Raw genomic sequence first — 22,406 nt, 5'->3', positions numbered from 1 at the left:
TACTTAAGCAATGAAGGGGAGGAGGATATCTGGAACATTTTCACTATTACTAGCAATGCTCTTGATTGAAGGAATTAAAATATTGAATATATATTTGCTTTAGCAATAGATGGTAACTTTAATATACATTTATAGATATGGAGCTTAGCACAGAGTGATTATTGTCGATAGTAAAGATATTGACGAGAAAAGAATAAAAGAACAACATGGTTAAACCGATACTTTTTCAAAAATAATATGAGGATAAAAAAGGAGGTTGAGGAAGTTTTCATTCGGAAGATATGTAGTTTTTGTTAATAAGGATGTCTGCAAAAATAAAGAAAAAATGTAGAAGGAATAAAGTGGGAACATCAAAATTTGGAAATGATAGGAGATTGTAATGTCTTCAAATGGTGAAGTATTTGTGTTAGGTATAGTTAAAAATATTGATTATAATGTTAAAAATGTAGAGAAAGAGTTGCAGACACTTCCACATGATAGGCAAAAAGAAGCTTTGAAATATGCTGATAAAGATTGTATTAATTCAATTATAGGATATAGACTACTAGAACACATTATAAAAAATAAATTGCGTATCAAAAAGATACCGAGGATTGGTTATGCCAAATACGGGAAACCATATTTTAAAATAAAACAAGGACTGAGAAAGTTATACTTTAATATTTCCCATACAGATGGGTGTGTAGTTGTTGCTGTATCAGATTCAGAGATTGGAATTGATGTAGAGACTATTGAAAATATGGATTTATCTATAGAAGAAATGTTTTTAAGTATGGAAGAAAGGAAAAAAATATACTTAGAAAGTAGAAATGATGAAAGTGAGGCGACAAGAATTTGGACATTAAAGGAGTCATACTTAAAGATGAAAGGAATTGGCTTAATTGATGATTTATGTAAAGTTGATACTGCTAAGTTGAATTTAAATTCTATAAGTATCAATATTCAGGAATATTGGATATCGGCTAATATTTTAAGTGAGAACTCTGACTGGCAGTTGCTTATTTATGAAGATAAAGATTTTGGAGAATGGTTTTAGTTTGTTAAGAATAATGAGGGATTTTATGTGATTAAATTAATTATGATACCTTATGCAGGCGGGAATTCTTGGGGATATGCTGATATTTTTAAACAACTGAAGAAAAATAATATTGATTGTATTCTTTATGATTATCCTGGGCATGGTAAACGAATTACTGAGGAATTAATGGATGATATTGATAAAGTGAGAGAAGATTGTATAAATTATATTCGAGCAAATACTAGTGATAATGATACTTTGTTTATTTTTGGACATAGTTTAGGTGCATTAATTACATACGAAGTTGTTAAAGATTTTAATAAATTAAAAAATAGAATACAAGGAATGATAGTTTCTGGAATGTATCCACCTGATATGAAAGAAAATATGGGAGCCTCAAAATATTATTCAAATGAAAACTTTATTGAGAACATAATGAAACTAGGTGGTATACCGCTAGAAATTTTAAATAATCCAGAAGCTGTGGAATTCTTCGGAGAGATTATTAAAAACGATTATCAAATATTTGATAGTATTCAAGCAAGTTGTGAATTAATCGATATTCCTATTCTTGCTTTTAGTGGTAGTGAAGATAAGAACTTTTCTGAAGAAAAAGTAACTCTTTGGAGAAAGGTAACAAATTCAAAGTTTAAAGTTCAGAATTTTCAGGGGGATCATTTTTTTATTTTTGACAATGTTAAATCAATTGTTGAGAGCATAACAGACTTTATAGAGGAGAATTTAAAATGAAGATAGCAAATAGTATTATTGAAATTTTTAAAAAGCAAGTTAAAAAGTCTCCAAACAATATAGGACTAATTACGGATTTTTCCAAGTATAGTTATGATGAGATTGACAAAAATTCTGATAAAGTAGCTAATGAACTTTTACGAAATAATGTTGTAAAAGGTGATTTTGTTTCTGTTATTATGCGGAGATCAGAAAATATGCTATTTGCAATTTTAGGAATTCTTAAGGTTGGTGCTGTATATGTTCCAATTTCACGAGAATTTCCAGAAGAAAGAAAAGATTACATATTAAAGGATACAAATTCTAAATTAGCAATTGTGGATGAAGATCTTAATCTAAACAATACAATTTTTTCGTTAGTTGCCAATGATAGTTTCTTCAAAAGAGAATTAAATTCAAAGATTAGCATTCCTTCTATAAATGGTGAGGATTCTCTTTATTGTATATATACTTCAGGAACTACTGGGGTACCTAAGGGTGTTGTGAATACGAATTCAGGCTGTATAAATAGAATTTCATGGATGCAAGAAGAATATCCAATTAGTAACAATGATAGGGTGCTTCAAAAGACAAATTATATTTTTGATGTATCTGTATGGGAACTTTTTTGGTGGTTCTTTACAGGTGCAGCATGTGTATTATTAGAAGATGGAGAACAAGGAAACCCTGAAAAAATTTATCAAAAAATTGTTGAAGAAAAAATTACAGTTACCCATTTTGTACCAACTATGTTATCAGAATATTTGAATTATTTGGAAAATAATAATATTGAAGATTCATCTAAATTGAAATGGGTTTTTTCAAGTGGTGAATCATTATTTCCAGAATATGCCTCTAAGTTTTATAAATTAAGCAAGGGAACCTTAGTAAATTTATATGGACCAACTGAAGCTAGTATAGATGTTACTCACTATAAAGTATCTGGTGAAGAATCTCAAATACCAATTGGTGTACCGATTAAAAATATGCAAGTAGTAATAGCTGATCCCAGAACTTTGAGGATATGTGATGAAGGTGATAAGGGAGAAATATTTATTTTAGGAGTAGGTTTAGCTAAGGAATATTTGAATAATGTCGAAAAAACTTCTGAAGCGTTTTTAATTAATCCATTTGGAACAGGGAGAGCTTATAGGACGGGAGATTTTGGATATATTAAAAACGGATTGATATATTATGTTGGAAGAAAAGATAATCAAATAAAAATTAATGGTTATAGAGTCGATTTAAATGAAATACTCTTTCATTTAAAGAAATTCAGAAGTATTGATGATGTTAGAATTATTTATGCTAAAGGGTTAGTGAATACCTTAAAAGTATATTTTATTTCAAGGGAAAAGATAGAAGAAGAATCTATAAGAACTTATTTGCAAACAAAACTTCCTGAGTATATGATACCTCATGAATATTATCAAATAGATAAGTTTCCTCTAACGTTAAACGGAAAACTTGATAAGAAAAAATTGCTGGAATTGTCAAATAGTAAATTAAGATACTTGCAGAATTATGCCGATAAACTAGATGAAAAGCAAAAGATTATTTATAAGTCGTTGGCACTGTCTTTAGGGAAAAAAGATATTGATTTGAAAAAAAGCTATATTTCCTTGGGTGGTGACTCTATGAAGGCAATACGAGCAGTATCATTTTTACGAAAAAATGGATTTAACTGTACAACAAAACAGATATTAACAAGTGGTAAAATTATCGATCTTTGTCAGAATATTGTAGAAGATACTTTGGAATTTGAAGACAGTGTTACTCCATATGGAAGTGTTATCGATACTCCTATTATGAAATTGTTTAAAAAATATCAGATGAAGTGTCCTGGACATTTTAATCAGATTCGGTCAAAAACTGAAGAGACCTTAAATGTTGATCAGATTGAAAGAGTGCTAGTTAATTTAGTAAGAATTCATCCTGAACTATCAGCCACTTTTTTAAATAATGGTACTTTGATTATTGAAAATCGTTCTTTCTCAAATTTAGAAGTTATAGATCGTAAATTGAATCAAAAATTAGATTGGAAGAAGGAGTTAGATAAACTGCTAATTGAAGGAAACTTAGAATTTCATAATGGTGAACCATTGTTTAAAGTAATTGTATTTGAAATGGATAATAAATATTTACTCCTATTTGTTGCACATCATTTAATTATTGATGAAATATCTTGGGAAAATATTTTTGATGATTTTGATCAATTAGGAAGAAATATTTTGGGTAATTCTAGTTATGAAGAAAACAAAAATAGTAGTACTTCTTTTAGATCCTGGAGCTACTTTTTAGAGTCATATAAAAAGAATTTTGTAAATTCTTCAGAGTTTGAATATTGGAAAAATTTAAACAATGACTTTTCTGAATTAAATAAAAATCTGAATCAAGTTACTTCTAATAAAATAAGTAAAAATGTTGTGAATATAACACAGAAAATTTCTTCAATCTCTTCATTGAAGAAAATAATCAATGGTAGTCAATACACTATTCTAGATCTTATCTTATTCCTTTTAAAAAAGTCTTTACAAAAAATTAAAAATATCGAAAAAGTTCCATTATTAGTTGAGAGTCATGGGAGACATGATTTTTCTGGAAAATTAAGAATAGAAAATACTGTTGGTTGGTTTACTAGCTTTTATCCTTTGATTTTAACCGGGGAAAGCACACCCGAAGAAGGAATATTTAAGATACACCAACAAATTAAGTCAATCCCTAACGATGGAATTGGCTATGGACTTTTATTTGATAAGTTAAATTTTATTATGCCGCATTTTCTATTTAATTTTTTTGGAGAGTTAACAGAGGATAATAGCATTCAATATGTAAAAGATTTCTTCAAGTATGAAAAAAATGAAATAAACTTTATTAATATGCATCCAATGAAAATTGATGTAATGATTCTGGATGGGGATGTTACTATTTCTATTGAAGCTCAACAAAGATTTTATTCACAAAAAGTTTTGAAACAGATTGTCGAAGAAATTATTACTGAAGCACTAAAATTAGAGAATAAAGGGGTTAATGAAGCAAAGGTTGAAGTTGGTGAAGGTATTGACTTTGATGATTTCTCGTATATTTTAGATAAACTTAATTAAGAACTACAGGGGGAAGCTATGGAAAAGAACAATGTCGAAAGAATTAATAATTTAACTGCTGCTCAAGAAGGGATACTTTTCCAAATTTTAAGTAATAAGTACCATTCTAAATATTCCGTTCAAAGACTATATAAATCAAAAATCCCTTTAGATATTGAAAAATGTCAAAAAATTTTAGATAAATTAACAGATATGTACGTTGCTCTGAGAACAGTGATTATTTATAAAGATGTGAAACAGCCTGTTGCTGTTACATTGAAGAATATTAAAAATAAAGTAAATCTTTTTAAAGTCAATAATTCTGAAGAATTAAATGAAACTTGTGAGCGAAGATATTTAAAAAGATTTGATATACAAACAGATTCAGCTGTTCGAATGGATATTATAAAGAGTGATACAGATTATTATTTATGTTTGACAACTAATCATTTGTTAGTTGATGGGAAGAGTTTTGAAAACTTAATTTTATCATTTATAAAATTGTATAATGATAAAATGGTAAATACTAACTTGAATGATAATATTTTTGGCGCATATTCCAATTTTTATAGTAGCGTAAAAAAAGAAAATCAAGATTATTGGAATGAAAAAGTTAGTAATATAAAAAGTGATTATCACTTATATGATATTTTTTCAGAAAAATCGTGCAAGAGTGAATGGTTGCATCAGAGTACAAGTTTTAAAGGAACTCAGTTTGATAAATTGAAGCAATTATCAAGTTCTTGGAATGTAACAATCAATAATATTTTGGAATATCTTTGGGGTGTCACTCAAGCCAGACTTTCATTATCAAAGAATATCTTATTTGCAAGAGCTACTTCAGGAAGAAGCTGGGAACTGGATAGTATAGATGATGAAGTAGGGAATTTTGTCAATATTGTTCCCGTAATTTTTAATATTGACTATGGAATGACAATAAAAGAATCAGTAGTTAGTTTTAATAGTAAGAGCTTAAATGATAATATTCATCAGTTTTACCCATTCTCAGACATTGTAAAAGTTGCTCCTACTAATAATTTTAGCTCTTTAGTAGTCAATAATAATTATTCTGAGGAAGACACAAGCCATTTTTTGGAAAAAAAATATGAAAAGGAGGAAAATGAATTTCCTATACACTTTGTTATTAGTAGTTACAAAAATAGTATTAAAATTACGGTAAATTACAGCACTATTGAATTTTCTAGTAATTTTGTTAGTCATTTAATGAATTTGTATGAAGAATGTTTAGGTGTCTTACTAAATTCGGAAGGAGATGAACTCAATTCTTCTTTCTTCTTTAGAGAGCATTCAAATACTATCGTAAATAATGAGTCAATTATGTTACCAATTGATAGGTTTCAAATTCTAGCTAGTGAATACCCTAATAAGATAGCCGTAATGGAAAAAGAAAAAACAGTAACATATGCTGAATTGTTGAAAAAATCTCAAAGAGTCGCTACATACATTCAATGGAAATATGGAGAAAAGTTAGAGAATAAAGTTATAGTGTTAGGTATGAAAAAATCTACTGATTTAATTATTGCTATGTATGGTTGTTGGCTTGTAGGGATAGCATACTTTGTATTAGATCCCGACATTCCTAATGATAGATCAAAAAATATTATAAATGATTTAAATCCATTATGTGTATTAACTAGGACAGATATTGTTAATATTAATGAATCTAAAGATTTAATAGGTAAGACATATAAAAATGTGAAAGTAGATCCTAACAGCATATGTACGTATATTTACACTTCTGGGTCAACTGGGAATCCTAAAGGAGTGAAAATAAGTTTTGATAATTTAGCAAATTTTACACTTTTGAATAATAAAGACACAATTGTAAAGGAAAATGATATAAAGAATCGCACGATGCTTTCCTTAACCTCAACCTCCTTTGATATTTTTCAAAATGAAATTCATGTCCCATTAACAAATTTAGGCACGGTAGTGATACCAGATGAAAAAAATATTGTGGAATCGATTATCAAAACAGATATTTTACAAACTACACCATCAAAATTTCAATATGTATTCGATACTGTTGAAAAGAAGGAGTGTTTGAATAATGTAAGTGTAATAATTCTTGCTGGAGAAAAATTATCGAGTAAGTTAGTTAGAGAAATAAGAAAATATACAAGCGCAGATATTATTAATGGCTATGGGCCAACGGAATGTACGATTTATTCAAGTTTTAAGAGAATTAAATTTACGGATAAAATTCCAAACTCAAAAATTATATCTATTGGAAAACCTTATTCAAATTATCAAATTTCGATAGAAAGAGATAATAAGAACTGTTTAGCTGGTACAGTTGGTGAAATTGTAGTATATGGTAGAGGAGTAGGACTGGGCTATCAAAATCTAGAGTCAGATGCATTTTTTAAAGATCGAAAGGGGTACCGTACCGGTGATTGCGGTTTTATATTATCAGATGGAGAAATAAGAATTATTGGTAGGATTGATAATCAAGTTAAATTAAATGGTTATAGGATAGAACTTGAAGAGATCGAGTATCAATTTAACCAAATTCCAGAGGTAGTAAATGCGGTTGCTAAATTACAAAATATTGATGGATTTGACTATTTAACTGTTTATTATGTGTCTGAAAAAGACCTAGATAAGAATTATATTGATTCAAAATTAACTGGGAAATTAATGCCGTATATGCTTCCAAACTATTGTATAAGAATTGATCAAGTACCAACTAATATTAATGGGAAAGTAGATAGAGATAGATTACCCAAAATATCATTTAGAGATTCTGGAAAAGTTATAGATAATAGTTCTAGTATTATAGAAATTGTAAAAGAAATATTAAATAGTGTTGATTTAGAAATGACAGATAACTTGTTGTCAAAAGGATTAACATCACTACATTCAATCAGATTAGTTGGACGTATAAATAAGGTTTTTGGGATAGATTGTACCATTAGTGATATCTTTTATAATTTAAGGGTATCTGATTTATGCAATATGGTAAGTCAGAAAATTTCTAATTCTAGAAATCATCCAATAAAAAAAGAACTATCTATAAGTGAGATGCCAGAAACTCAAAAAAGAATATATCTTGCAAATCAAAAGTATAATGATACAAGGTATAATTTACCATACATTTGTAATTATCAAAATAGTATTTCTACAAAACAAGTTCATAAAGTTGTGGACTCTATTTGTGAGCATTTTCAAGCTTTGAAAATGAATTTGGTTTTTGATAAAAATGGTTTCCGTAGAGTAAGAAGGGATATTCATAATAATAAAGTAATTGAAGTAGAAGAAAAAGATATTCAGTCTATAGATGATTTAATTCAGCCATTTGATATCAGTAATGGAGAAGCTTTTCGAATTTTTATAATTAAATCATCAAGAAAAACTATACGATTATTATTTGATTTCCACCATGCATTTTTTGATGGAATTTCGGTAAAAAATTTCTTTAGCATTTTTTCTAAAATATTAGACAATGAAAATTACCTTGAGAGATCTGAGATCAACCCATCATTATTCCTGCCTAATTTTAAAATCGAAAGTAGTAATAAAGATTTTGAGTATTGGGAAGAAAAACAGGCAAATTTATCACCTATGAATATTGTTGGGAATTATATTGTTCCAGAAAATTCAGATGATAATAATGATACTACCTATTCAGAAGAGTTTCCTAAAGAGTTATGGACTAGTCTTATGAAGTATTCGGCTCGAATGAAAACAACCCCCTATATTATTTTAATGTCAGTCTATGCTGTCCTTTTATATAAATATACTGGGAATAATAAAATATCATTTTCATTTCCAATTTTAGGGAGAGAAACTGAAGAAAGTCAAGAACAGATTGATGTGTTTGTGAAGTCATTGTTTATATCAGTTGACATTAAAAACTGTAAATTTTATGAAGTTGTTGATAGGGTTAAGAAAGATTTTTATGAATCGATTGCTCACCCAACATTTATTCCAAATCAGGCAATTGACTTTGTATTTGCTAGTCAGCCAAGTAACGTAAAAATTGAAACTAGTAATGATACCATCATTTTTTCTCCGATTTCTAATGGCAAATCAAAATTTCAACTTTCATTACTGTTTTCTGAACCAGAGGAAAATTCGGGAAATATAAAATTTGAATATGATACTTCACGTTACTCTGTTGACTTTATTAGGTACACAATGAAGCACTATTTGTATCTCCTTAAAGAAGTTATGGAGAAAAAAGATTCTGATATTACAGATTTAACATTAGTTGATAGTGAAGAAAAAAATTTAATTAAACAATATTCAATGACTCCTGAATGGACTGTTAATAAAGATATTTTAGAGGAAGTTAGTAGAATTGCACGAAGAACCCCTAATGAGGTTTGTCTGTATTTTCTAAATGAGTATATAACTTATGGGGATTTAGTTCGAAGGATTTCAATATTGGCTAAATGTTTAATTGATAATTATGGGGTAAAACCAGGAGATAGAATAGGTATCTTTTTAGATAGAGGACCGGATATTATTATATCTATGTTAGCAATACTCTATTCGGGAGGATGCTATGTCCCACTTTCTAAAGAGGATCCGGAGGAAAGACTTTCATTTATTGAAAAAGATTCTGATTTATCCATCATTATTAGTGATACAAGTGAAGCTACACATTTGTTTGGAACAACTATAGTAAATAAAAACAACATTGATTTTAATAAGGAATATGAATATGCCCCTTTAAAAATAGATGAAGAGACTTCAGCGTATATAATATATACATCTGGTACTACTGGTGTTCCAAAGGGAGTTGAAATTTCCCGAAAAAATTTAAGGAATTTTTATCAAGATAATCGTATTTTATGCTTACTTGACAAAGTATGTGATTACGTATTTTTCTTAAATGATTTCATTTTCGATATAACTGTTCAGGAAATTTATCTACCGTTGATTAAAGGAATCCCTGTAATTATCTCAAAGGATATAAGGGAAACACCAGATTTGCATAATTTTAGAAATATAGGAATATTTTCAACACCAAGTAGATTAGAGCTATTAGACGAAAAAGTTTTTGACGTTACTTCTATGATAATGATGGGTGGGGAAAAATTCGATGTGAGTTTGTACAAGAGAATAGCTAATAGAAATAAGAAAGTGGTAGTTATTAATGGCTATGGCCCAACTGAAGCCACTGTTGGGTGTATATATTATCAAGTAGACTCACAGACAAATTTGAAAAAGCGAATCCCTATTGGTAAACCTCTTGAAGGCTATGAAGTAAGAATAGTTGACCAAAAGTTAGAAGATACAGGGATAGGAATTATTGGAGAGTTAATAATATCTGGAAAAGGAATTGCAAAAGGATATGTAAATAGACCTGCTCTTACTGCAAAAGTATTTATTGAACAAAATGGCAAACGATATTACAAAACTGGGGACTTATGTCGTTGGAATTCTGATGGAAATATAGAATTCATAGGTAGATGTGATAAGCAAGTAAAGGTTAATGGACATAGAATAGAGTTGGCTGAAATAGAGCAAAAATTACTTGCCTTATCTGGAATTACTCAGGCTAAAGTGATTTGGGATGAAAGGAATGAGTCATTAGTAGCTTATGTAATTTCAAATAATATTTTGGATTTATATACTATAATGAAATCTCTTGAAAAGAGGCTTCCAAATTATATGGTTCCTAGAAGGTATGCGCAAATTGATACATTTCCTGTGAAAACGACTGGGAAATTAGATATTTCTAAACTACCGAGTGCTGAAATTGTTTCTGATACTCCTATGTTTCTACCCGTATCTGAAACTGATAAAGCGGTAATCGAAATTATAGCAAATATTTTAAATATACCAGCTAATAGTATTTCAATGAATGACAATATTTTTGATATGGGAGCACAGTCCATTTTAGTTTTAAAAATGATAAGGGAATTTGAAAGGTATACAGGAAAACGATTAAAAATAAGTACAATTTTTAAAAATCCGCTAGTTAAAGAAATTTCCCAATTGCTTGAATCTGCAACTAAAAGTGATTTTAAACGTCCAATACATCAAGAACTAACTACTGCTCCTATGTCGAATGCACAAGTGAGAATGCTTTATTTAAGTGAGAGTATGGGAGGAATAACGTATAATGTTCCGTTTTTATATTCTCTCTCATCTCCTGTATGTTCTAATAAAATCCATAAAGCATTTAAATCTATTGTCAATAATCATGTTGAGTACAGAACGGCATTTAAAATAAAAAAAGAAGGGTTCTTTCAAGAAGTTATCAATAACTATAATGTGGACTTTAAAGATTTAGGAGAAATTGTTCAATCACCTGTTGAATTTTCTAAAACTTTGATTCAACCTTTTAAACTAAAATTAGGTAATACAATAAGGATGCGAATTTTTAGTTTCAAGGGAAATCAATTTATATTTTTAGATTCGCATCATATAGTATCAGATGAACAATCAATGAAGATTTTTTGGAACGAATTTATTTCCGTTTTGTTAGAAGAGAAAATTGTAAGAAGTAATTTGACCTATTTGGATTACAGTACGTATATTGATAAATTAGATTTTTCGCAATCAAAAGTATTTTGGAAAAATGAGATGTTAAAAATTGAGCAATCAGCGAGAGTGATAAAAAAAGCTATAACAAATGATAATAATAGCTATTTTGAAAGAAATATTAAAGCTAGAAAAAATGAAATTTATGCTCAAGTTCCAAGTTTGACCCCAGCATCTTATTTTCAAACATTATTTGCAATTAGCATGAGCGTATATTATGAATGTGATCAATTAACTATAGGAATTCCAGTGAGTGGTAGGGCTATACCAGAAACTGATTCAATTATTGGGTTATTTACCAATACTCTGCCTATAGTTTATGATTTTGAACAAAAAAATATTAGTTTACTGGAGGTTATAAATAGAGAAAATGAACACCTTTTAAGTTGCATGGAACATCAGTTATATCCATTTAACAAAATTGTTGAACTGGGTCATACTGTACCTACTGCCAAAGGTAATCCATTATTTAATATTTTTTATTCATATCATGCAAAAGAAGAAAGTTTCAAAAAAATTAAGCGAAAAGAATTAATATTGAATTTAATTCCTATTCATGATTTAACTCCTAAATTTGGAGCATCCCTGACTGTGTATGAAGAACAAGATGAATTTGTATTCCAATTTGAATTTTTAGAATCATTTTGTGATAAAGCAGCCGCTGAAACTATTGTGAATATCTTTAACAAAGTATGTAAAATTGCTAAGTTCAATAAAGAGACAGAAATTTTGGAGGATATAAAAAATGATCTCAAATAATGGTATTGGTGAATTACATGGAAGTAAAACAAAATTAGATAATGTAAAAAATGTTTTAGAGTTATTTAAAGATCAAGCAATAAAGAATCCAGAGAAAGTGGTTTTAATTGAAAAAGATAAAAAGCTTACTATGGGAAAGCTGTATCAATTTTCAATGATCGGTGCATATTTATTAAGGAAAAAGTATGATGTTTCTTATGGAGATAAAGTAGCTTTTTTGTTAGGGAGAAGTATTGATTCATTAATTTTAATATATTCTGTATTGTTAGCGGGAGGAATTTACGTTCCAATTTCAAATGAATATCCGAATTCGAAGTTAGATAACTTACTAGATAATTTGAAACCAAAAATTATAATTTCAGAAACGGAAAAGGAGGGTATAGTCGGAATTCAACAAATTATTGATGAGATAAAATCTTTTTCTCTGGATAATAAAAAAATAATTGAAAGTAAACAAGTCAGTAAAGAAGATGACATATGTTATATAATATGTACTTCAGGATCAACTGGAGATCCTAAGTTAGTTCCTAATAGTTATCGTAGTGTAAAAAATTTAATGTTAAATCTTGGACGTTATATTCTAGACGATGCTCGTATTTTGCATAAAACTCCTCTTTGTTTTGGTGTATCACTAACAGAAGTTTTTGGGTTCTTACTCCATTTATCCCCATTGGTAATATTAAGTGATGGAGAAGAAAAAGACATTGAACTAATTACTCAGACTGTAATTGATTATGATATATTTTACGTAAATTTTGTGCCATCTTTTATTGCCAGTTTTTCAAAAGTATTACATAGAAAAGTAAAAGAAAGCGGGAAATATCCTAGCTTGGTGATTATGTGTGCTGGAGAAAAATTGAGTAAGCAAAAAGTATCAGTTTTTAATAAGACAATTGGTCAATTAGGTATTAAATTAATTAATTTGTATGGTTCATCTGAAACGGCTGTTTACATTACGGGTAGTGAAATAAATTGTGAAGATGATATTGTAGAAGGGGAGCCATTCACAAATACAGACATTTTGATTGTAGACGATAATGATAATCCTGTCTCTCCAGAAACTATAGGTCGTATTATTGTAAAAGGTGAGAGTGTTTTTACTGGTTATGAAAATGAGAGCGGTAGAAATTATAGGAATTTTGTTAATATTAACAATGAAAAATACTTTGATATTGGGGATGTCGGGAAAATTAATTTTGATGGAAAGTTAGTGGTTAACGGTAGAAGAGATAATCAGATACAAATTTTAGGTGTTCGTGTTGAATTGGAGGAAATCGAGAATACTGCGTTAAATATTCAATCGATTTCTAATGTAGTGGCCTTTGCTACAGGCGATGATGAAAATAAGAAGATTTCCGTTGTATTTGAAGGAGATAATATAAAGTTAACCAAAAAAGAAATTGATAGCTTTTTTATCAGAACTTTACCGCCATATATGAGACCATCAACTTATTATTTTATTAAATCATTACCTAAGCTAGCATCAGGTAAAGTAGATAGAAATTCGATTATTAATAATAAAAATTTGATAGAAATAACTGAAAAAACATCTCAATTAGAGGAAAAAAACTTAATAGAAGAAAAAGTTATTGAGATTTTTTCTTTTTTATTATTAAAAGAGAAAATCTCTATTAATTCAAATAGTTCTTTTTTTGCAAGTGGTGGTAATTCGATTTTAATTATGAGGCTTTTGCAGTTAATTGAAGAGGAGTTTGATGTAGAAGTAACAATTTCGGAAATTTTCGATGGTGATACTGTGAAAGAAATATCGGAAAAAATAGGCATCAGATTAAAAAGTAATAGAAAAACTTCGACTCTAAAAACCTTAGAGCATGCAGCTAAAAAAGCAAGATATGTAATGTCTGATATGCAAAAGAGAATGTTTATAACTCAGACAATTCAAGAAAATACAGCGTATAACGTTACAATGGCGTACACTATTGATGGAAATTTAGATTGTAACAAATTAGTAAAAGTTTTGAACAATCTTGTATATAGACACTCAATATTAGGAACAGTATTTGAATTAATAGATGGAGAATATATTCAAATTCCAGGCGTAATAAAGAAAATGGATATAGAATTAAAAAGCTTAGTAGGGCATAACTTTAACATTGAAGAAGTGATTAATGACTTTGTTAAGCCATTTAATTTGAATCAAGGCGAAGTCATTCGTTCAGCAATTTATAAATTGGATGAGGATCGGTGGCTGTTTATTATTGATTTACATCACATAGTGACTGACCAAATTAGTAACCAAATATTAATTGATGAAATTACTCAAAGTTACAATAACGGTTTGGAATTTGCCAAAGAAAGCGATGTGGACCAATATCAATACATTGATTTTTCAGAAAATAGAATTAATGAAAAAATTGATGACTATTGGTATGAGTATTTTTCAGCGCTTGATTTAGATAATTTAACAAATTCAAGTAATGAAGATGGTGATAAAAAAGTACGTCGTATTAAACAAACTGTTGAAGTATCTCCTAAGTTAAGAGAAACTCTGTTTTCAAAAAATGTGACGCTGTTTTCGTATTTTGCTTCTTGTTATGCGTGTTCTTTGAGACAAATAGAAAATAATAGTCAAATTATTTTTGGAATCCCTATTAATCAAAGAAAATTTTTAGAATTAGATAATACATTGGGAATGTTTAGTGATTCTGTTCCTTTTGGAATAAGAATATCAAAAAGTGAAACGTTTAGTGATGTGTTGCAAAATGTTTCTGATTTAACTAAAACATTTTTGGATAAATCAACAAAGGGAACGTTTGAATTATTGAATGAAAAACTTCAAAAATATAAAACAAAAATTTTAAATCCATATTCTTACTTTTTTGTTTTTAATGATGTGGTTTCAGATCATCTAAATTTAAATGGTACGACTGCTAGGGTATTACAGGTTGATAATGATATTAGTAAATTTGATATTACCCTTATTGTTAATAGTGTTGATGGTAAATTTGAAATTGAGCTAGACTACAATGTAGATAAATACAATAAATATTTTATGGAATATTTCTTTAAAATGTTTATCTCTATGCTCAATGAAGCAGAAAATGTTGCGCTGAGTCTAGAGGAATTTCAATCATTTTTCAATTTTAGAGAATATGTAAAACAAAAATATTTACATCAAGGAAATAAAATAGAGATTGGCTATTCAAATATCATTGATAGATTTAGTGATATTGTTAAGGACTATCCTCAAAATACAGCAGTTCGCCATAACAATATAGAATTAACATATGCCGAACTGGACGATCTTTCATCAGGTATTGCTAATTTATTATTACAGAAATACGATATTTTTGGGAAAAATGTTGTTATTCATTTGTCAAGGTCAGTAAACCAAATTCTAGCGATTATTTCAGTTTTAAAAGCAGGTGGTTGCTACGTTCCTATTAATGAAGAGTTTCCTACTGTAAGAATTCAACGGGTGTTGGATGAAGTTGATCCAGTTCTTATGATTACGGAAAAAGAGCTATTAGGAGAATTTAGTGTAAGTGGTTCAAAGGTGTCGTTTGATGAAATTTTCTCAAGAAGTGGTAAAAAACAATTTAAGGAAACAAAAATCTCAGAAAATTCTTTAGCCTATATAATGTATACTTCGGGGACAACAGGAATTCCTAAAGGAGTAAAGGTAACTCACAGAAATTTATTAAATCTCAATTCATATTTTATTAATGAATTAGCTGTTAAATCATCAGATACAGTGTTACAGTATGCAAATATAGGTTTTGATGGATCAGTTTGGGAAATATTTATGGCTTTATTGAATGGTGCTACGTTACAACTTATTGATAAAGATAATAGGCTAATTCCTGAAAAAATCGATGATATTATTAAGGAAAATAATGTAACGATAGCAGCTATCCCAAGTCATGTTGTATCAATGTATAATTTAGCCCCATTAAGAATATTAATAAATGGTGGTACAGTTATTAATCAAAAAAGTTTGAAAAAGTATATTGGGACAAAACGTATAGTGAATTCTTATGGTCCAACAGAATGTACTGTAGCGGTAACTCATTTTGAACTTCAAGCATATGCTGAAAATGAACAAGTGCCTATTGGAACTCCTAATCCTAATATAGATATAGTTATCAAGAATGGTAACAAGTATTGCGCAGAGGGAGAAGTAGGAGAAATACTTATTTGTGGAGAAAGCACCTCTCAAGGATATTGGAATAATGATAGTTTAACGCATGAAAAATTTATTTTTGATGAAACATTACAAAATGTTTTTTATAAAACAGGTGATATTGGCAGTTGGGATGCCTCAGGTAATCTAGTACTTTTTGGAAGAGAAGACGAACAAGTAAAACTTAACGGGCATAGAGTCGAATTAGGTGAAATTCGAAATTATTTATTAAGTCAAGAAGAAGTACAAGATGCAGTAGTGATTTTTGATCATAAAAAACAAGAACTAGTTGCGTTTATTCTAGGTAGTATAATTCATGGTGATATTTTAAAAACAAGGATGTTGGATGTTTTCCCTATGTATATGATTCCCCATAAATTTATCAATATTGAATCAGTTCCCCTGACCTCAAATGGCAAACCTGATAAAAAAGCGTTGATAAATATTAGCAATGTAGCGAAAACAAATTCAAAATCTGAAAAAGAGAAAGCAATATTATTTACAGTGTGTTACAAAATATTAAAACAGGAATTGGGAGATAATTTGGACCTTGAGGAATCCTTTGTAGATAATGGTGGCGATTCTTTAAGAGCTATGAAAGTAATATCCGAGTTAAAGAAGAATAATTATGTTGCATCGGTTAGGGATCTATTAAAAAACAAGAAGTTGGAAGACTTTATTATAAATACTAATTCACAGGCTCGTATTCATAATAAAAATAAGCAACATAAAGCATATAAAACACTGGGAACTCCGATAATGCAAGATTTTCTTCAAAAAAATCTTCCAAATTTATCGCACTTTTGTCAAGTTATTATGGTTGATATCTCTAAAACTCCCATTACTACATTTTTAAATGGAATTGATTATTTGATTGACAGACATGATTCATTACGTTTGTCGATTACTGAGAACCGTGACTTTGTAATAAATTTACCAGGATATAGAAAGTATTATTTTGAACATCAAATTTTTAAAGAACAAATGTCTCAACAAATTGTAGATGTAATTGCAGAAAAAATAGTATCTAAAATTAATTTAGAAGATAATAATTTAATTGCAGTTGAATACATTGAGACTCCAGATACTAACTATGCTGTCCTCTGTATTCATCATTTACTAGTGGATGTTGTTTCTTGGGGTATTATCTTACAGGATCTAGATGATTATATTTGTAACAAAGGATGTAGTATTACTAAACCTAGCCTATTAAAAGCAATTGAAAGTATTAATAACTTACCTGTGGATGAGAAAGAAATTAATTACTGGAACCATACAATCTTGGAGCATGAAGCAAATTATTCTGAAAATTATGAATACTCACAGGGAATACAAAAAAACTATTTAAATCTTGAACTTTCACAAGATAATTTGAAAAATCTTCAAAGCAAAATAAAAGTTGAACATTTTCTTTTAGCGCTAATTGTACGATGCTACGCAATGATATCTCAAAAAATTAATATTCAAGTCATATTAGAAGGTCATGGACGAATATGTCAAGAGTATTTAGAGAGTGTTACTGATGTAGTGGGGTGGTTTACTTCAGAATACCCGATAAATTTTGATGTTAAAAAGGATCTAGTTTCCCAATGCAATGAAGTTGAGAAAAGAATGTCGGTAGTTCCAAATGATGGAATTATGTATAATAAGGTAAAAAAATCCTTACCAAGGGTGGCATGTCCAGATATATTATTTAATTATTTGGGTGAATCGTTTGTAGAAAATTCATGGACAATTTTAAGAAAAACTGACTATTTAATTGATAACATGATATCGGATAATAATTATCAAAAATCAATTTTTATGGTACTTCTTGAAAAGGAAGGTAATACATTTAAATTTAGCATTACTAGTGATTCACAAGAGTATTCATCAGAATTTATGGGAAAATTCTTTAAACTAGTAAAACAAGAATTTGAAAATTTTTTATCTTGAGTATTTATCACGGGAGAGATTTAAATGCAGTCAAAAAATAATATAGAAAAGAAGAATATTTTTCTGTTAATTGTCAGTGGTCAATTAAATGAATTTGGAGCTACTATTTATGATTATGCCAACAAATTGGTTATAGCTTCTTCTGGAAGTAAATCAAATTATTACATGAGGATTTATCAATTTTCAGAGATTATTATACAACTGTTATTCAGCCTTTTCGGCGGCGTGTTTGCTGATAGTAAAAATAAGAAAAAAATATTAATTATTACTGATTTTATAGCTAGTTTACTAACTTTTATAGTTTACATGTTTTATAGCAAGAGTAATGTGTATATGTTGATAGTGATAAATGTCTGTCTAGCAATTTTGTATGCATTTAATGTTCCCGCCTATAGAGCGATAGTTAGTGATTTATTAAGCAAAGACAATATAATTAAATATAATTCTTATTCAAAATCAATATCTGAATTTTTAAGTATTCTCTCACCTATTGTTGGAATGCTTACTATAGCATTAGTAGGATATAAATATGGAATGCTTATCAATTCTCTCAGTTTTTTATTGTCTGGGTGTTTAGAAATTTTTTTTGTTGAATTAAATTTCTCTATTGACTCTTCAAAAAAATCCGATGATACTTCAATAAAGTATGGCTTCAATTACATCTATAATAATAAAGAGTTGCTTCTCTTAGTGATTGCAAGTTCGATGATTAATTTCTTTTCTTCAGGAATAAACTTTTATTTACCATTTATTAATAAAATGTACGGTTTGGATAATTTATATGGTATGGTTTTAATTGGTCAAGCAGTCGGAAATATTATTGGAGCAGTATCAAATAACTTTTTTAAAAGAAGTTTTTCATCAGACAAATATAGCATGTTCCTTTTGATATCATCTTTGCCATTAATTATGATTCCTTTAGTGAAGATTTGGCTGGTTACCTTACTGTTGTTTTCATTATCATCTTTATCTATGACAATTTTTAACGTACAAATGTTATCTTACTTACAGTCTACAATTGAAAAGAAATATTTAGGAAGGGTATTTAGTATAATTTCATTTTTTGCTTTGATGCTTATGCCTTTAGGAACAGTTATATTTTCATATTTGAATTTTAAAACCTTACTTGTGTTTGGGATTGTAGGAATAGGAGATTTTCTAACTTGTATACTCTTAAAAATTGCATTAAAAAATATAGGTTAAATGAATATACTAACTTAGTTTTAAAATAATATTCCAAACAAACTTTGTACGAATCTAAAAGTTATCAATAATATATATAGTCACTTTATTTTTTCAACTAGACTAGAATTGTTCTATTAAACTCTAGTGAATATTTTGGCAACTGAAAGTACTAATTAATTGTGCCGTTTATTGAAGAATCAAGATACTTATCACTATTTATATGAGTTCTGAAAAGCCTATCTTTGTATTATAATAAGCTGTTATCGTTTGTAAGACTCATCTGCCCTGTTTTGAAAGGAATTTCTCATGACTGAAAGAAAATCATTCTATATTACAACTCCGATTTATTATCCATCAGGCAAACTTCATATTGGCTCTGCTTATACAACCATTGCCTGTGATGTTTTAGCCCGTTATAAACGTATGATGAACTATGATGTGCGTTACCTGACAGGTCTTGATGAACATGGTCAAAAAATTCAACAAAAGGCTGAAAAATCTGGCATTACACCTCAAACGTACGTTGATGGCATGACGAAAGACGTTAAGGAACTGTGGAAACTCTTGGATATTTCTTATGACCAATTTATCCGTACCACAGATGATTTCCATGAAAAAGTAGTAGCTAAAATTTTTGAAAAATTACTAGCGCAGGATGATATTTACCTCGGTGAGTATACGGGATGGTATTCTGTATCGGATGAGGAATTTTTTACCGAAAGTCAATTGGTAGAAGTTTATCGTGATGAAGCTGGCAATATGATCGGTGGGGTTGCCCCATCAGGTCATGAGGTTGAAAAGGTTTCTGAAGAATCCTACTTTTTCCGTGTGAGCAAGTATGCGGACCGTTTAGTAGCCTATTATAAAAAACACCCAGAATTTATCCAACCAGATGGTCGTATGAATGAAATGTTTAGTAATTTCATTGAGCCCGGTTTGGAAGATTTGGCAGTTTCTCGTACAACTTACACTTGGGGAATTAAGGTGCCATCTAATCCAAAACATGTGATCTATGTTTGGATTGATGCCTTGATGAACTATATTACTGCACTCGGCTATGGACGAGACAACTGTACTAACTTTGATAAGTTCTGGCACAATGATGATCACCACGAAATCATTCACATGCTTGGAAAAGACATTCTTCGTTTCCACTCGATCTATTGGCCAATAATGCTTATGGCGCTTGATTTGCCATTGCCAACTCGTCTCATTGTCCACGGCTGGTTTGTTATGCAAGACGGTAAAATGTCTAAATCAAAGGGGAATGTTGTTTACCCAGAAATGTTAGTAGAACGTTTTGGGCTTGATCCTCTCCGTTATTATCTCATGCGGAGTCTGCCAGTTGGTTCAGATGGCACCTTCACCCCTGAAGATTATGTTGGGCGTATCAATTACGAACTTGCCAATGACCTTGGAAATCTCCTTAATCGTACGGTTGCTATGGTTAATAAATACTTCGGTGGTGAAGTACCGGCTTTTGTGACTGCAACAGAATTTGATGCGGACTTGTCGGCTGTTGTGGCTGACAACATCGCAGCCTACCATAAACAAATGGAAGCTGTTGATTATCCAAAAGTATTTGATGCCATCTGGACGATCATTTCTCGCACCAACAAGTATATTGATGAAACAGAGCCTTGGGTACTTGCTAAAGATAAAGATGATCGCAATAAATTGTCGGCAGTCATGGCTCACTTAGTAGCAAGTCTCAGAGTCATAGCGCATCTCATACAACCATTCATGATGACAACATCAAATGCTATTATGGAACAATTGGGACTTAGAGCAGTTTTTGATCTTGAAAATCTTGAATTTTCAGGATTGTCAACGGGTATCAAAGTTGTTGCTAAAGGAACACCGATTTTCCCACGTCTGAATATTGATGAGGAAATTGCCTACATCAAAGAACAAATGAATGATGGTAAGGCTACTACTGAATAGTGAATAGGTTCAAGAAAAAATCGAAATTTCTCAGATAAATTGCTGTATCTCCGCGTGTATACCGAAGATGTTGCATTGTCTCATTTGAAGATGTTCTCTAATAATAATACAAAAGGTCACTCGAAATTTTTGGTTATAATGCCCTCTAAGTATACAGATGAAATAGAAAATTCATCTTAATACTTGGAGGGTATTTTATATGTCTAGGAAATCAAAATATAGTGCAGAGCAAAAATTATCTATACTAAATGAACTAACCAGTTCTAGTATCAGTGAGGTAGCTCAAAAGTATGCAGTTGGCAAGAAAACTATTAGAACTTGGGGATATCTATATAAATACCAGGGCATTGATGGCTTACGATCTACTCACAATAATCATAGATATTCAAAGGAATTTAAATTATCTTTGGTCCAACAGTATCAAAAATCAGACGAGTCGCTTGAAATATTCGCGATCAAGCATGGGCTAAAGTCCAAAACACAACTATCAGATTGGATTATGCAGTATAATGAATCAAAACTAAAGGCTTATACGCCAAGAAAGCGAGATTCAATTATGCCAGGAAGAAAAACTACTTTTGAGGAACGATTATCAATAATCGAAGAGTTGATCAAGCATGATGTCAATTACAACTGGGCCGTAGAAAAATATAACGTTAGTTATCAACAAGTTTATGGGTGGTATCAAAAGTATCGTAAAAGTGGCAATAATCCACAGTCACTTCGTGATCGCCGAGGCAAAACCAAACCACAAAAAGAGTGGACAGAAATTGATCAGCTAAAGGCTGAAAATCGATTATTAAAGGCTCAACTTCTCCGTAAAGAAATGGAAGAAGCATACGCAAAAAAAGTGATGGAAATACGAAATCGGGAGGTGAACGATTCTTCAGACAACAAGCCATCAAAGAACTAAATAAAGAATATGGTTGGTCAATCATTAGCTTGTGTCAAATCGCTGGTATTACTAGAGACGCCTATTACAAATGGGTTCGCAGAAAGCCAAGTAAGCACGAAAATGAACAAGCAGAGTTACTTAGTTCAATTCTAGAATTGGAAGAAGAACATAAGTGGACTTTGGGTTATTTAGGTA

At 29.8% G+C, this 22,406-nt stretch carries 7 protein-coding genes and 2 pseudogenes; all 9 read left to right on the top strand.

Annotated features, from left to right (window positions below):
- Positions 1-379: 379 nt before the first annotated feature.
- Positions 380-1,036, top strand: coding sequence for a 4'-phosphopantetheinyl transferase superfamily protein (locus Q9R40_RS08380; RefSeq protein ID WP_304651647.1), 657 nt, complete (start codon positions 380-382; stop codon positions 1,034-1,036).
- Positions 1,037-1,063: 27 nt separating this feature from the next.
- A complete protein-coding gene (locus tag Q9R40_RS08375) occupies positions 1,064-1,768 on the top strand; it encodes a thioesterase II family protein (protein ID WP_304651648.1) in 705 nt (234 codons plus the stop codon).
- Complete coding sequence (locus Q9R40_RS08370; RefSeq protein WP_304651649.1) at positions 1,765-4,851, top strand: non-ribosomal peptide synthetase; 3,087 nt, start codon at positions 1,765-1,767, stop codon at positions 4,849-4,851. The genes Q9R40_RS08375 and Q9R40_RS08370 overlap by 4 nt, the downstream gene beginning before the upstream one ends.
- Positions 4,852-4,869: 18 nt before the next feature.
- Positions 4,870-12,108: a non-ribosomal peptide synthetase gene (locus tag Q9R40_RS08365; protein ID WP_304651650.1), complete on the top strand. Its 7,239-nt coding sequence runs from the start codon at positions 4,870-4,872 to the stop codon at positions 12,106-12,108.
- Positions 12,095-18,187: a non-ribosomal peptide synthetase gene (locus Q9R40_RS08360; RefSeq protein ID WP_304651651.1), complete on the top strand. Its 6,093-nt coding sequence runs from the start codon at positions 12,095-12,097 to the stop codon at positions 18,185-18,187. Before Q9R40_RS08365 ends, Q9R40_RS08360 begins: the two co-directional genes overlap by 14 nt.
- 24 nt (positions 18,188-18,211) lie before the next feature.
- Positions 18,212-19,390 carry an MFS transporter gene (locus Q9R40_RS08355; RefSeq protein ID WP_304651652.1) on the top strand — a complete coding sequence of 393 codons (1,179 nt, stop codon included), beginning with the start codon at positions 18,212-18,214 and terminating at the stop codon, positions 19,388-19,390.
- 288 nt (positions 19,391-19,678) lie between these two features.
- Positions 19,679-21,313 (top strand): annotated as a pseudogene (gene metG / locus Q9R40_RS08350) (methionine--tRNA ligase); the annotation flags it as partial.
- Positions 21,314-21,515: 202 nt separating this feature from the next.
- Positions 21,516-22,229, top strand: coding sequence for a helix-turn-helix domain-containing protein (locus Q9R40_RS08345; RefSeq protein WP_304677262.1), 714 nt, complete (start codon positions 21,516-21,518; stop codon positions 22,227-22,229).
- A 29-nt stretch (positions 22,230-22,258) separates the two neighbouring features.
- Positions 22,259-22,406, top strand: a pseudogene (locus tag Q9R40_RS09550) (IS3 family transposase); the annotation flags it as partial.

The sequence above is a fragment of the uncultured Lactobacillus sp. genome, assembly GCF_948948975.1.
In the GTDB taxonomy this organism is placed as follows: domain Bacteria; phylum Bacillota; class Bacilli; order Lactobacillales; family Lactobacillaceae; genus Lactobacillus.
Note: the sequence above shows the minus strand (reverse complement) of the source record. Positions and strands in the feature narration are given on the sequence as shown.

Coding starts and splice junctions, on each gene's coding strand:
- Q9R40_RS08365 (WP_304651650.1), top strand. CDS start 4,870: ATGGAAAAGAACAATGTCGAAAGAATTAATAATTTAACTGCTGCTCAA.
- Q9R40_RS08355 (WP_304651652.1), top strand. CDS start 18,212: ATGCAGTCAAAAAATAATATAGAAAAGAAGAATATTTTTCTGTTAATT.
- Q9R40_RS08345 (WP_304677262.1), top strand. CDS start 21,516: ATGTCTAGGAAATCAAAATATAGTGCAGAGCAAAAATTATCTATACTA.
- Q9R40_RS08370 (WP_304651649.1), top strand. CDS start 1,765: ATGAAGATAGCAAATAGTATTATTGAAATTTTTAAAAAGCAAGTTAAA.
- Q9R40_RS08360 (WP_304651651.1), top strand. CDS start 12,095: ATGATCTCAAATAATGGTATTGGTGAATTACATGGAAGTAAAACAAAA.
- Q9R40_RS08380 (WP_304651647.1), top strand. CDS start 380: ATGTCTTCAAATGGTGAAGTATTTGTGTTAGGTATAGTTAAAAATATT.